The 11,658-nt window shown below is 63.9% G+C and carries 18 protein-coding genes; 11 read left to right on the forward strand and 7 right to left on the reverse strand.

Annotated features, from left to right (window positions below; translation table 11 throughout):
* Position 1: 1 nt before the first annotated feature.
* On the forward strand, positions 2–769 hold the full coding sequence (locus ON058_RS05435; protein WP_274668409.1) for an isoprenyl transferase: 768 nt from the start codon (positions 2–4) through the stop codon (positions 767–769).
* Here the strand turns inward: ON058_RS05435 and ON058_RS05440 are convergent.
* From ON058_RS05440 to ON058_RS05465, 6 genes are read right to left on the reverse strand one after another with little or no spacing between them, the layout of a single operon-like run.
* A complete protein-coding gene (locus ON058_RS05440) occupies positions 723–1,280 on the reverse strand; it encodes a hypothetical protein (RefSeq protein WP_274668017.1) in 558 nt (185 codons plus the stop codon). The genes ON058_RS05435 and ON058_RS05440 overlap by 47 nt on opposite strands.
* Entirely contained in the window at positions 1,280–1,693 is a 414-nt protein-coding gene (locus ON058_RS05445) for a Fur family transcriptional regulator (protein ID WP_274668018.1), read from the reverse strand. Before ON058_RS05445 ends, ON058_RS05440 begins: the two co-directional genes overlap by 1 nt.
* Positions 1,690–2,583: a metal ABC transporter permease gene (locus ON058_RS05450; RefSeq protein WP_274668019.1), complete on the reverse strand. Its 894-nt coding sequence runs from the start codon at positions 2,581–2,583 to the stop codon at positions 1,690–1,692. The genes ON058_RS05445 and ON058_RS05450 overlap by 4 nt, the downstream gene beginning before the upstream one ends.
* Positions 2,580–3,377 carry a metal ABC transporter ATP-binding protein gene (locus ON058_RS05455; protein ID WP_274668020.1) on the reverse strand — a complete coding sequence of 266 codons (798 nt, stop codon included), beginning with the start codon at positions 3,375–3,377 and terminating at the stop codon, positions 2,580–2,582. The genes ON058_RS05450 and ON058_RS05455 overlap by 4 nt, the downstream gene beginning before the upstream one ends.
* Positions 3,364–4,362: a metal ABC transporter substrate-binding protein gene (locus ON058_RS05460; protein WP_274668021.1), complete on the reverse strand. Its 999-nt coding sequence runs from the start codon at positions 4,360–4,362 to the stop codon at positions 3,364–3,366. Before ON058_RS05460 ends, ON058_RS05455 begins: the two co-directional genes overlap by 14 nt.
* Positions 4,363–4,412: 50 nt before the next feature.
* Complete coding sequence (locus ON058_RS05465) at positions 4,413–5,477, reverse strand: GTP-binding protein (protein ID WP_274668022.1); 1,065 nt, start codon at positions 5,475–5,477, stop codon at positions 4,413–4,415.
* Positions 5,478–5,530: 53 nt separating this feature from the next.
* Between ON058_RS05465 and rpmB the strand changes: the two genes are divergently transcribed.
* The 10 genes from rpmB (at position 5,531) to dusB (ending at position 10,988) form a co-directional block, all read left to right on the forward strand.
* Positions 5,531–5,770: a 50S ribosomal protein L28 gene (rpmB, locus tag ON058_RS05470; protein WP_274668023.1), complete on the forward strand. Its 240-nt coding sequence runs from the start codon at positions 5,531–5,533 to the stop codon at positions 5,768–5,770.
* Positions 5,770–5,937 (forward strand): 50S ribosomal protein L33, encoded by a 168-nt coding sequence (rpmG, locus tag ON058_RS05475; protein ID WP_274668024.1) that lies wholly within the window; start codon positions 5,770–5,772, stop codon positions 5,935–5,937. Before rpmB ends, rpmG begins: the two co-directional genes overlap by 1 nt.
* The gene (rpsN, locus tag ON058_RS05480; RefSeq protein WP_274668025.1) at positions 5,937–6,242 is read left to right on the forward strand and encodes a 30S ribosomal protein S14; all 306 of its coding nucleotides are present in this window, start codon (positions 5,937–5,939) and stop codon (positions 6,240–6,242) included. The genes rpmG and rpsN overlap by 1 nt, the downstream gene beginning before the upstream one ends.
* A 2-nt stretch (positions 6,243–6,244) precedes the next feature.
* Positions 6,245–6,499, forward strand: coding sequence for a type B 50S ribosomal protein L31 (locus ON058_RS05485; RefSeq protein ID WP_274668026.1), 255 nt, complete (start codon positions 6,245–6,247; stop codon positions 6,497–6,499).
* Positions 6,496–6,618, forward strand: coding sequence for a 50S ribosomal protein L36 (gene rpmJ, locus ON058_RS05490; protein WP_274668027.1), 123 nt, complete (start codon positions 6,496–6,498; stop codon positions 6,616–6,618). The genes ON058_RS05485 and rpmJ overlap by 4 nt, the downstream gene beginning before the upstream one ends.
* Positions 6,619–6,620: 2 nt before the next feature.
* Positions 6,621–6,803: a 50S ribosomal protein L32 gene (rpmF, locus tag ON058_RS05495; protein ID WP_274668028.1), complete on the forward strand. Its 183-nt coding sequence runs from the start codon at positions 6,621–6,623 to the stop codon at positions 6,801–6,803.
* Positions 6,800–7,108 (forward strand): HU family DNA-binding protein, encoded by a 309-nt coding sequence (locus ON058_RS05500; protein ID WP_274668029.1) that lies wholly within the window; start codon positions 6,800–6,802, stop codon positions 7,106–7,108. Before rpmF ends, ON058_RS05500 begins: the two co-directional genes overlap by 4 nt.
* 104 nt (positions 7,109–7,212) lie before the next feature.
* Complete coding sequence (locus ON058_RS05505; protein ID WP_274668030.1) at positions 7,213–8,595, forward strand: glycine--tRNA ligase; 1,383 nt, start codon at positions 7,213–7,215, stop codon at positions 8,593–8,595.
* Between the two features lie 36 nt (positions 8,596–8,631).
* Positions 8,632–9,804, forward strand: a complete 1,173-nt coding sequence (locus ON058_RS05510) for a YibE/F family protein (protein ID WP_274668031.1) — start codon at positions 8,632–8,634, stop codon at positions 9,802–9,804.
* Entirely contained in the window at positions 9,801–10,988 is a 1,188-nt protein-coding gene (dusB, locus tag ON058_RS05515) for a tRNA dihydrouridine synthase DusB (protein ID WP_274668032.1), read from the forward strand. Before ON058_RS05510 ends, dusB begins: the two co-directional genes overlap by 4 nt.
* 2 nt (positions 10,989–10,990) lie before the next feature.
* Here dusB and ON058_RS05520 read toward each other — a convergent pair whose 3' ends face one another.
* The gene (locus ON058_RS05520; RefSeq protein ID WP_274668033.1) at positions 10,991–11,626 is read right to left on the reverse strand and encodes a dihydrofolate reductase family protein; all 636 of its coding nucleotides are present in this window, start codon (positions 11,624–11,626) and stop codon (positions 10,991–10,993) included.
* Positions 11,627–11,658 lie beyond the last annotated feature (32 nt).

Below are 11,658 nucleotides of genomic sequence, written 5' to 3' on the forward strand. Positions count from 1 at the left end.
GCTGACGGACGTGACCTACGACAAGCCTTTTCCTCACCCTGGCGGTGCCGTCGCACCTGAGTTTCCGGCTGGTGCTGTGCCGGCTCACGTGGCTGTTGTCATGGATGGCAACGGCCGCTGGGCTAAGGAGCGCGGGCTTGCACGGACGGCGGGCCATGAGCGCGGCGAAGCGTCGCTCATGGACGTGGTCGCGGGCGCAATCGAGGTGGGCGTCACCCATGTGAGCGCATACGCGTTCTCGACGGAGAACTGGAAGCGCAGCCCTGACGAGGTGCGGTTCCTGATGGGCTTCAACCGTGACGTCATTGCGCGCCGGCGCGAGGAGATGCATGCGTGGGGTGTCCGCGTCCGTTGGGCGGGTCGTCGGCCCAAACTGTGGAAGTCCGTCATCAAGGAGTTGGAGAAAACTGAAGAAGTCACCCAGGACAACACTGGTCTGACGTTGACGATGTGTGTGAACTATGGGGGACGTGCGGAAATCGCCGATGCCGCGCGCGAGATTGCGCGCAAGGTTGCGGCGGGACAGATCAACCCGGACAAGGTGACGGAGAAAACCCTGGCCGCCCACCTGGATGAGCCAGACATGCCTGACGTGGACCTGTTCTGGCGTTCCAGTGGCGAGCAACGATCAAGCAACTTCCTGCCGTGGCAGGCGGCCTACGCGGAGTACGTGTTCTCGGACGTGCTGTGGCCGGACGTGGACCGTACGCACCTGTGGGCAGCTATTGAGGAATACGCACGGCGGAACCGGCGTTTCGGCGCAGCCTAGTGGCGCCGTAAGCAAGCGCGACGACGGTGATGACGCCGCCGAGGAACCACCAGGGAGACTGCTTCCACAACTCAATGAGGGTGACGGAGATGCCCCCGTAGATGAAGGCCCAGGCCGCGCATCCGGGCAGCATCGCGACCGTGAAAAGATCCCACCGCATCCGCGTGTAGCCCGCTGTCGTCAGCACAATGGTTTGGAACCCGACGGTGAGGAAACACAGCGGGACTCCAATGAATCCCCACTTTTCCAAGAACTGTTGAGCCCTGTCCATTGCGGGACCCGACATCTTCTGGGCGATCCGGCTTCGCGCGGTAGCTGGCGGTGGGGGTGCGGTAGCGCCGGAGGAATCGCCTTCCGTTGCTCCTGCCTGCAGCGCCACGGCATCGGCCCCACGACGCAACCAGCGGCCTACCCAGTAGGTACCTTGGGAGCGGAAGAACACCACCATGAACAAAAATGGAACGATGGCCCACCACCCCAGATCGGTGATGAAGCCGGGAACTCCTGCCATCAGGTGCCCTGCGTGGCGCAGCGTTCACACACGCCGGTGACTTCGACGGTGTGATCGATCTGCGAAAATCCCAGACTCGCAGCCATGGACTGTGCCCACTCTTCGAACTGCGGCACTTCGATGTCCTTGGCTGTACCGCATACGCGGCACCGTAGGTGGTGGTGGTGCTCGTCCACGGTTTCACAGCGGCGGTACAGCGTCTCGCCCGATTCTGTGACAACGGAGTCCACTTCGCCAGCCTCAGCAAGCGCCTGGAGCGAGCGGTACACGGTGGCTAGCCCCACGGTCGAACCGCCATGACGCAACGTGTCGTGCCAGGACTGTGCTGAACGGAACTCTTCGCTCGATTCGAGCGCCTCAAGGACCGCAACACGCTGCTTAGTCATGCGTGGGGTAGGCGATGGTGCGGTCATGCGGAGGCCTCCTGGTCGCGTAGGTCTGCCCGCAGTGCAGCGGAGTCACGGCGGTGGCGGTGCTTCTTGAGCAAAGCCACACCAGAGGCGACCACCACATACAGGAGCACGCCCAGAACAACAATCAGCGCGCCTGGCTGCAGGTTGTGGAACAGCGTAATACCCACACCGGTGACACACAGCACCACGCCGATCACCATCGCGAAGGTCATGGTCTTGCTGAACGACCTGGTGATGAGTTGGCTGATCGCCACTGGGAGAATCATGAGCCCGGACACGAGCAGGACGCCCACCACACGCATCGACGCCGTGATCGTGACTGCGGACAGCACAGCGACCACCATGTTGAGCGCACCTACGGGAAGCCCCGTCGAGAATGCGAACTCCTGGTCATGCGTCACAGCGAACAGTGCGGGGCGCAGCCCCAGGCCAATGACGAGAATGATGACCGCCATGATCACGGTCACCCACACGTCGTCCCAACTCACGGTACTGATGGAGCCGAAGAGGTAGCCCATGAGGTTGGCGTTCGATCCACCGGCCATGGAGATCAGAAGCACGCCGGAGGCGATGCCGCCGTAAAACATGATCGCCATAATCACGTCCGCAGCGGCGATGCCGCGGGCTCGCATACGTTCGATCACGACCGCTCCAGTGATGGCGAACACGATGGCTCCGGGGATAGCGAGCGCATCCTTCTGGGCAAGCCCTGCCCACGAACCCGCGAGCCAACCTGCCGCGACACCCGCGAGCGCGACGTGGCCAATGCCATCGCCCAGCAACGCCATGCGGCGGTGCACCAAGTACGTGCCCACGATGGGCGCGGTGGCACCCACCATGATGGCGACTAGCAGCATGCGCTGCACGATCGGATCAGTCAGCAAACTCACTTGCGTACCTCCCAAGCAAACGGTGACGCAGGCGGTTCCGGCACGTCGGTGTGCGCGTGGTCATGGTCGTGCCCCGGCAGGGCGTGGACGCCCAGGGCACGAGGTGGCTCGCCCACATGAGTGACGCAGCCGTGTTCGAGGACGACGGCGTGGTCGATGAGTGAAGCCAGGGCCCCGAGTTCATGGAGCACGATCACCACCGCGCCACCCGCGTCGCGTTTGCGCTGGAGCGCTGCCGCGAGGGCTTCCTGGCTGGGGACATCGACACCAGCCATAGGTTCGTCGAGGATCAGCAACTCAGGTTCGCGCACCATGGCGCGAGCGATGAGCACGCGCTGTTGCTGGCCCCCGGACAGGGTGGAGACATCTTTGTGGGCCTGAGCTTCAACGCCCAAGTCCTCGAGTGCGGCAAGTGCGCGTGCGCGGGCACCGCGCGGTGGGCGCAGGCGTCCCGCTCCGAGTAGGCCAGAGGTCACCACTTCGAGGGCGGTGGCGGACACACCCGAACCAGCGCCCATGCGCTGGGGGACATACCCGACGCGGTGGGCATGCTTGCGGGAACGGGGCTCGCCGAACACCTCGATTGTTTCTGCTGTCGAGGGGATAGCGCCCACGACGGCTCGCACCAACGTGGACTTTCCGGAGCCATTTCCACCCATGACTGCGACTGCCTGGCCGTGATGAGCGTCAAAGTCGACGCCATGGAGGATTTCGTGCCCGCCTAAACGCACGCGCACCCCGCGTGCAACGAGTGCAGGCGGGGTGGCGGCAGCGGAGTTGTCAGCTACATGCAAGGCCGGTCCTCAGCGCTTCAAGGTTGCGGTTCATGACTCCAAGGTAGTCGTCTCCGTCCACAACGGACTCTAGGGGGTCCAGGACGGCGACTTCTACGCCTGCGTCTTCGGCTAGGGAGTCGGCCACGGACGCCGATACTTCAGAATCGGTGAAGATCGTGGTGGCGCCGGTCTCGAGAACGAGGTCGCGCACCTCGCGGACGCGCGCAGGTGAAGGCTCTGCCTCGGGGTCGATGCCAGACAGGCCTTCTTGGGCGAGGTCGTAGGCAAGTGCCATGTAGCCGAAAGCTTCGTGTCCGACGTACAGGTCGCGGCGTTCGCAGGTGGCGAGGCCTTCAGTAAAAGCGGTGTCGAGATCGTTCAGGTCTGTGATGAGTTCCTGCCCACGCTCCTCGTAAGCCGCTGCGTTGTCGGGGTCGAGCTCGGAGAACTCTGCAATGACGTCGGTGGTGTACTCGGCGAGAAGCGTGGGGTCTTGCCAGAAGTGGGGATCCGCAGAGCCGTGGTCGTGGCCGTCGTGGTCCTCTGCGTCCTCGTGGTCGTGGTCGTCTTCTGCATGGTCGTGGCCTTCGTGGGCCTCTTCCGCGTGGATTGCTACGGCTTCGCTGTTCTCGTCAACGATGTGGTGGGCGTCAAGGGTGCGAACCTCGGTGGTCTCCACGGCGGCGTCGATTGCCGGCTGGAAGTCAGAGAGGTACAGAACGGTGTCCATGGTCTGCATGGCACGCACTGTGGCGGGAGAGATCTCTGAGTCGTGGGGCTCCACGCCGGGGGAGATGAGTGTCTCGATGGTGACGTCGTCGCCGCCGACCCGTTCGGCGACAAACTGCAGCGGATAGAACGCGGTGCCGACGGTGAGTGCAGCCGCGGATGACGCGTCACCAGACGCTGCGGTGTCTGAGCCTGAGGTGGCGTCTGTGGAGCAGCCGGCAAGGAGAAGGGTGCCGATCGCGCCGGTGACGGCCATGGTGCGGGTGAGGTTCATATGTCCAGTCTAAGTTCTATTGATAATCATTGTCAAAGTTGGGAACGTGGTCAGGCGTCGATCTCGCCAAGCCAATCCGCGAGGACGTCGTCGGAGGGCTCTTCGCCGGGGCGCGCTAGTGACCGTGAGAACGCATCGGCGATCGTGTCCCGGCAGTCGCTGGTTCCGGTGACGATGAGCTCAGTGCGCGGCGTGCGCGGCCCCCATGTGCCATGTTCACCCACGTAGACCTGGCCGGCCGCACTGTCCCAGACGCATGCGCTGTCCGGGCGCGACGTCACCCAGAAGTGCCCTCGCACGCGCGTCGCAGAGCCAGCGAGGTGGGCGACATGCTCGCGCAGGCGTTCAGGGTGGAAGCCGTGCGTGCTGGTGAGGCGGACGGTCCAGACTCCAGCGCGGTCGACGGGGGTGCGTCGGCAGGGGGTGAAAGGGTTGGCGCGCTCCAGGCAGTCGCGCGTGCGGCCTGCGGTGGCAGGAAGTGCCAGTGCGGGAAGGTCGTCGAGGGAGCACGGAACGACCCGGCTGCCGTCGCCTCGCAGGTGGTCGGCAAGGGCAAGGGTGTGTTCATCCAGGGGCTTGTCTCCCACGAGTGCAATGGTGTCCGAGGACGTCACGATGGGGGCAACGGCCTCGGCGACGACGCGGTCGTCGTCTTCGTGAAGCGACCAGCCGCGATCTTCCAGCCAGTCGTCGGAGGTGGCGTCCGCGGCAAAGGTCTCGGCATCGAACGCAGCGATCGTGGTGCCGTATGCGGCGCGGGGGAGGAGCCCCTGGTGTCCGAGGTTGTCGTCGAGAAGGCGCACCACCGGTGCCGGCTCAGAGGTGGGCGGGAGGACGATCACGGCGTGCTTCCAGGTCTCGACCTCCTGGAGTGCGACTAGTTCAGGAAGCACTACCTCCCTGATCGCACAGGAGAGGCACGCATGCTCAAGCGGGGTCGTCGTCGAACTCAGGGCGCCAGTGGAGGCGGTGAGGGTATGGGTGACGGCATCGTCGTGGATGTCGACGGTCACGGTCACAACGTCAGTGCGGTCCAGGACCAGGCCCAGCGACGCGGTGGCTCGGGTGATGGGGTCCAAGGTGGCGAGCGTGCTAATCGTGAGTGAAGAGGTCATGGCCGACACAGTAGCACTTGACGAGAATGATTCTCATTACTACCTTGTTCCGCATGTCTGCTCAACGATGCCAAGTCACCGGAGCCACACCAGGCTTCGGCAACTCCATATCCCACTCCCACCGCCGCACCGCGCGCCGCTGGGACGTCAACATCCAACGCAAGCGGTACTGGGTTCCCTCACTCGGACGCCACATCCGCCTCAATGTCAGCACCCGCGGCATCAAAGTCATTGACCGGGACGGCATTGACGCTGTGGTCTCCCGGCTCATCTCCCAAGGGGAGAAGCTCTGATGGCGGCGTCCAAGGACATTCGGCCCAAGATCACCCTGCAGTCGACTGCGGGCACCGGCACGCGGTACATCACCACCAAGAATCGTCGCAACACACCTGACCGGCTGGTGCTGCGCAAGTACGACAAAGCCATCCGGCGCCACGTCGATTTCAAGGAGACCCGCTAATGGCAAAGAAGAGCAAGATCGCTCGCAACGAGCAACGGGCGGCAATCGTCGCGCGCTACGCGGCACAGCGGCGTGAACTCAAGCGTGCATCGGTCAACCCCCACCTGAGCCCTGAGGAACGCGCGACGGCCATGGCAGCGCTCCATGCGCTACCCCGTGACGCCAGTCCCACGCGCCTGCGCAACCGGGATAACTCCGATGGTCGACCGCGCGGGTACCTCAGAGCCTTCGGGCTGTCCCGCGTCGCCATGCGCCAAGCAGCGCACCGTGGTGAACTTCCCGGCGTCACGAAGTCGAGTTGGTAACCATGAAGAAAGGGATCCACCCCCACTACGGCCCCGTCGTGTTCCGTGACACTTCAGCGAACTTCGCGTTCCTCACCAAGTCGACGATGACGTCCGACGCCACGATCACCTGGGATGACGGCAACGAGTACCCCGTGATCGACGTAGAGATTTCCTCGGCAAGCCACCCGTTCTACACCGGACAGCAGCGCGTCGTGGACACCGCAGGGCGCGTGGAACGGTTCCGCCGCCGCTACTCCCAAGGAGGACCACAGTGAAAGTACGCGCAAGCATTCGCTCGCTCGCCCGTAAAGAAGGATCGATCGTGGTGCGCAGGCGGGGTAAGACCTACGTCATTAACAAGCGCAACCCTCGCTTCAAGGGCCGTCAGGGGTAGTCGTGGCTGTTCCCAAACGCAAGACCTCACGTTCCCGCACACGCTCCCGCCGCGCGCAATGGAAAGCCAGCGCACCGGAGCTTCAGAATGTCACGGTTCACGGCACCACCTACCGAGTCCCCCGGCCACTGGTCCGTGCAGTCCAACGCGGACTCGTCGACCCCAGCACATTTCCCACCGCATGACCTACGAAAGGACGTCCATCATGGACCTCACCACCGCTGAACTCACCGCTCGCATCGGCGACCGGGCTGGTCTCGACAAGGCCGCCGTCACACGCGTCCTCGACGCGCTTGGGGTTGAAGTGACCGCCGCAGTCGCGAGCGGTAGCCGCGTTAAAGTCCCCGGCATCGCGACAGTGGAACCTGCTGTGCGCGCCGCACGCACAGGCCGCAACCCGCAAACGGGCGAGGCGCTCGACATCCCGGAGACGCGCTATCCCAAGCTCACCGCGGTGCCGGCACTGAAGCGCGCGGTGAAAGACTCCTAAGAGAACGACGGTCGCTGTGTCGGCACAGTCGTGTCCGGGGCCCCGCGTGCGGGGAACGCGGATAGACTGTGCCGACACAGTCGTTCTCACCCAAGGAGCATTCAGTGGCACCGTCACGCCTGGACAATGTGATCTCGCTAGCGAAGCGTCGCGGCTTCGTCTTTCCGTGCGGCGAGATCTACGGAGGTACCCGGTCGGCGTGGGACTACGGCCCGCTGGGTGTGGAACTGAAGGAAAACATCAAGCGCCAGTGGTGGCGTGCCATGGTTTCCAGCCGTGACGACATCGTCGGCCTGGACTCATCAGTCATTCTTCCTCCCGCAGTGTGGGAAGCCTCGGGTCACCTCAAGGCCTTCGTGGACCCGCTCGTCGAGTGCCTGTCGTGCCACAAGCGCGGCCGCGAGGACCACCTCATCGAGGCCTTCGAAGAGAAGAAGGGCCGCGCCCCCGAGGGTGGACTCGCAGAGGTCCCGTGCCCCCACTGTGGCACCCGCGGCGAGTGGACCGAGCCCAAGATGTTCAACGGCCTCCTCAAGACCTACCTGGGCGTCAGCCAGGACGAGTCGGGCCTGCACTACCTGCGCCCCGAGACCGCCCAGGGCATCTTCGTGAACTACGACAACGTCCAGCGCACCTCGCGTATGAAGGTCCCGTTCGGCATCGGCCAGATCGGTAAGTCCTTCCGCAACGAGATCACGCCCGGAAACTTCATTTTCCGCACCCGTGAGTTCGAGCAGATGGAGATGGAGTTCTTCGTCAAGCCCGGCACGGATGATGAGTGGCACCAGTACTGGATTGACACTCGCCTGCAGTGGTACAAGGACCTGGGTATTGCGGCTGACAACCTGCGTCTGTACGAGCACCCCCAGGAGAAGCTGTCGCACTACTCCAAGGGCACCACGGACATCGAATACCGCTTTGGCTTCCAGGGAAGCGAATGGGGCGAACTCGAAGGTATCGCCAACCGCACCGACTTTGACTTGTCCACGCACTCGGAGCACTCCGGCAAGGACCTGAGCTATTTGGACCCCGCCACGAACGAGCGCTACACGCCGTACGTGATCGAGCCTGCCGCGGGTCTGACCCGTTCGCTCATGGCGTTCCTGGTCGAGGCGTACGACGAAGACGAAGCCCCCAACACCAAGGGCGGCGTCGACAAGCGCACCGTGTTGCACCTGGACCCGCGCATCGCACCCGTCAAGGCTGCCGTCCTTCCGTTGTCGAAGTCGGAAGAACTCTTGCCCACCGCAGACGCATTGGCCAAGGAACTGCGTGCCGCCTGGAACGTGGATCTCGATGTCACGCAGGCGATCGGAAAGCGCTACCGCCGTCAGGATGAGATCGGTACGCCGTACTGCATCACCGTCGACTTCGACACCAAGGATGACCAGGCCGTCACCATCCGTGACCGCGACACCATGCAGCAGGAGCGCGTGGCGTTGTCTCAGGTGCAGGCGTACCTGGCCACGCGTCTGGTGGGCGCGTAACTTCGTGGGGCCGATGCTCGCGGTGGGGGAGCGCTGATGGGCGCCGGTCATTCGCACGTCCTGGAGGACCGCCCGCGGGCTTCTGAACGTACCACCACGGTGCTCACCATTGCGGTGGGCATCGTGGTGTTCCTTACGATGGCAGGCGCGGTTGCCGTGTGGCCATCGGACTGGTCGTTCCTGCGATCGGTGCCCACCACCTATGAAGGTGCTTCCTGGGTGGATGTCACCGTGGACTCGGTCGACGATGCCACCGGTGTCGCCCAGGTGACCATTGACGAGGATCCGGAATCGGGACTCCACGAGTTGATGCCGTTGGAGTTGGCGACCTTCTCCTACTCGGAGGGGGACTCCATCCGAGTTCTCATGGTCGACGACGGCACGCTCATCTTTGGCGACTTCAACCGTGGCCCTCCCATCCTGGTGTTGCTAGTGCTGTACGTCGTGCTCGTGCTGGCGATTGCTTGGTGGCGCGGATTGGGTGCGCTGCTGGGCCTGGTAGCAGCATTCGGCGTGGTGATCTTCTTCACGGTTCCCGCGCTGTTCGAGGGAGCAAACCCCGTGGTCGTGGGCCTGGTGACCGGGTCGGGAGCGCTGTTTGTGTTGCTCTACCTTGCTCACGGAGCCAATGCGCGCACCACGACGGCCTACTTGGGCACGCTCGCCGGTCTCGTCATCACTACGCTGTTGGCAGCGTGGGCCGTCGAGGCCTCTCATCTCACGGGCTTTTGGTCAGAAGAGGGCACCCACCTTGAACTCGCAGGACGAACCGTTGACCTCCAAGCGCTCGTCCTATGCGGCATCATCATTGCGGGTTTGGGTGTGTTGAATGACGTCACGGTGACCCAAGCCTCCGCCGTCTGGGAGTTGCGTGCGGCCAGGCCAGACTTGTCGGCGTGGAGCCTCTTTGCTCGCGGCATGCGGATTGGCCGCGACCACATTGCCTCCACCGTCTACACCATTGCGTTTGCGTATGTGGGGGCAGCGCTTCCTACCATCATGCTCGTCTCGCTCTACGACCAGTCCATCGGAATGTCACTCACGAGTGCAGAGATCGCTGAAGAAGTGGTGCGAACTCTTGTGGGATCGATCGGGCTGGTCCTTGCGGTACCGCTCACCACGGGCATTGGTGCGCTCGTCGTGGGGCACAGGGGAGCGCTCGAGGGCGAGAACACGGCAGTTTCGGAATCCGCGACAATAGAGGAATGACCTCTGACGCATCGGCTCAGCCCGCCTCCGGCGAGCGAGTGCTTCCACCCCTGCGCATCGGCCCTTTGACTATCGACACTCCCGTGGTGTTGGCGCCCATGGCCGGCATTACCAACGCCGCGTTCCGGCGCCTGTGCCGTGAGTACGGCGGCGGCATCTACGTTGCGGAAATGGTGACGTCCCGCGCGCTCGTGGAACGCACCCCGGAAAGCCTGCGCATCATCCACCACGACCCCGACGAGACACCACGGTCAGTACAGCTTTACGGCGTTGACCCGGCCACCATCGGTGCCGCAGTGAAAATGCTGGTCACGGAGGACCGCGCAGATCACATCGACATGAACTTTGGTTGCCCCGTGCCCAAGGTGACTAAGAAGGGTGGCGGTGCGGTCCTGCCGTGGAAGAAGGACCTGTTCCGCGACATCGTGCGCGCGGCAGTCCGCGAAGCCGCGCCGTACGACATTCCCGTCACGGTCAAGATGCGCAAAGGTGTCGACGAGGACCACCTGACGTACATCGAGGCAGGCCGGATGGCGGAGTCCGAAGGCGTTGCGGCCGTAGCGCTCCATGGACGTACCGCCGCCGACTACTACTCCGGGCACGCAGACTGGGAAGCGATTGCACGACTCAAGGAGGCCGTGAAGTCAATCCCGGTGCTGGGCAACGGAGACATTTGGGCGGCCGAGGACGCGTTGGACATGGTCGCACGCACCGGTGTTGACGGCGTGGTGGTGGGTCGCGGCTGCCAGGGACGCCCGTGGCTCTTCGCTGACCTGCAAGCTGCCTTTGAAGGGCGCGATGACCGTGTGAAGCCAGGTCTACGTATGGTCGCTGACACCATCTACCGGCACGGTGAACTGATGGTGCCGTTCTTTGGTGGAGATGAACTTAAGGCCATGCGGGAGATCCGCAAGCATGTGGCGTGGTACCTCAAGGGCTACCCGGTGGGTGGCGAGATCCGCAAGAACTTGGGACTCGTCGAAACGCTGCCGCAGTTGCGTGCACTGTTGGACTCCCTGCCGCTCGACACCGAGTACCCGGGAGCCGATGCTGAAGGCCCGCGCGGGCGGCAAGGCACGTCGAGGACGCCATCCTGTCCAGATGGGTGGCTCGACACCCAGGACATCACCCCCGACCTTGAGATTCGGCTACGCGAAGCAGAGCTGAGCGTCTCCGGAGGCTAGGCCTAGGCGTGGCCGAAGGCGCTTTCGTCCGCTGGACCGCCGTCCGCGGGGAGCGGGCTCGTATCGCTAGGCTCGCGAGCGGGCGTCATGGTGAGTTGGACCATGCCGTCTCCGAACCGGCGGACGTCACTGATCGTCACCGCATGGCGCTGCTCCGCACCCGCAAACAGGGGGTGTCCGGCACCCAGAATCGTGGGGTGAACCGTCACGATCATCTGGTCGACAAGCCCCGCGTCGAGTGCTTGCCGAATGATGGTGCCCCCGTCGAGGTACACGTCTTTGTCTCCTGCGAGTTCCTGGGCCTCCGCAACAAGATTCGCGATGGGCGCCGATGCCGAGGTCACCGTGGGACGTGTGTGTGGAAGTGGGCGTCCGGTCGCCACGAGCACCGGAGTGTCGCCGTAGAACCACTGGTGCATGTCATGCACCACATCAAAGGTGCGCCGTCCCATGAGCATGGCTCCCACGCCCGCGTAGAAGTCGGCGAAGGTGACGGCGTCTTCCGGCCGGTGGGACCAGGGTCCGCTCGCCATGGGAGCCCACTCGGGACGGTCCGCTTCCAACCAGGAGATGTCATCCCCTGGCGCCGCGATGAAGCCGTCGAGAGATACAGCGCAGAATGCCTTGACTAGTCCCATGCCTTCCACGGTACGCCGCACCTGTGACACAC

Source organism: Demequina sp. B12 (assembly GCF_028823635.1).
Taxonomy (GTDB): Bacteria; Actinomycetota; Actinomycetes; order Actinomycetales; family Demequinaceae; genus Demequina.

Bases quoted from the DNA above. Each gene is read 5' to 3' on its own strand.
- ON058_RS05460 (WP_274668021.1), bottom strand. From the start codon at position 4,362: ATGAACCTCACCCGCACCATGGCCGTCACCGGCGCGATCGGCACCCTT.
- dusB (WP_274668032.1), top strand. From the start codon at position 9,801: ATGACCTCTGACGCATCGGCTCAGCCCGCCTCCGGCGAGCGAGTGCTT.
- ON058_RS05520 (WP_274668033.1), bottom strand. From the start codon at position 11,626: ATGGGACTAGTCAAGGCATTCTGCGCTGTATCTCTCGACGGCTTCATC.
- rpsN (WP_274668025.1), top strand. From the start codon at position 5,937: ATGGCAAAGAAGAGCAAGATCGCTCGCAACGAGCAACGGGCGGCAATC.
- rpmG (WP_274668024.1), top strand. From the start codon at position 5,770: ATGGCGGCGTCCAAGGACATTCGGCCCAAGATCACCCTGCAGTCGACT.
- ON058_RS05445 (WP_274668018.1), bottom strand. From the start codon at position 1,693: ATGACCGCACCATCGCCTACCCCACGCATGACTAAGCAGCGTGTTGCG.
- ON058_RS05510 (WP_274668031.1), top strand. From the start codon at position 8,632: ATGGGCGCCGGTCATTCGCACGTCCTGGAGGACCGCCCGCGGGCTTCT.
- ON058_RS05485 (WP_274668026.1), top strand. From the start codon at position 6,245: ATGAAGAAAGGGATCCACCCCCACTACGGCCCCGTCGTGTTCCGTGAC.
- ON058_RS05440 (WP_274668017.1), bottom strand. From the start codon at position 1,280: ATGGCAGGAGTTCCCGGCTTCATCACCGATCTGGGGTGGTGGGCCATC.
- rpmB (WP_274668023.1), top strand. From the start codon at position 5,531: ATGTCTGCTCAACGATGCCAAGTCACCGGAGCCACACCAGGCTTCGGC.
- ON058_RS05500 (WP_274668029.1), top strand. From the start codon at position 6,800: ATGACCTACGAAAGGACGTCCATCATGGACCTCACCACCGCTGAACTC.
- ON058_RS05465 (WP_274668022.1), bottom strand. From the start codon at position 5,477: ATGACCTCTTCACTCACGATTAGCACGCTCGCCACCTTGGACCCCATC.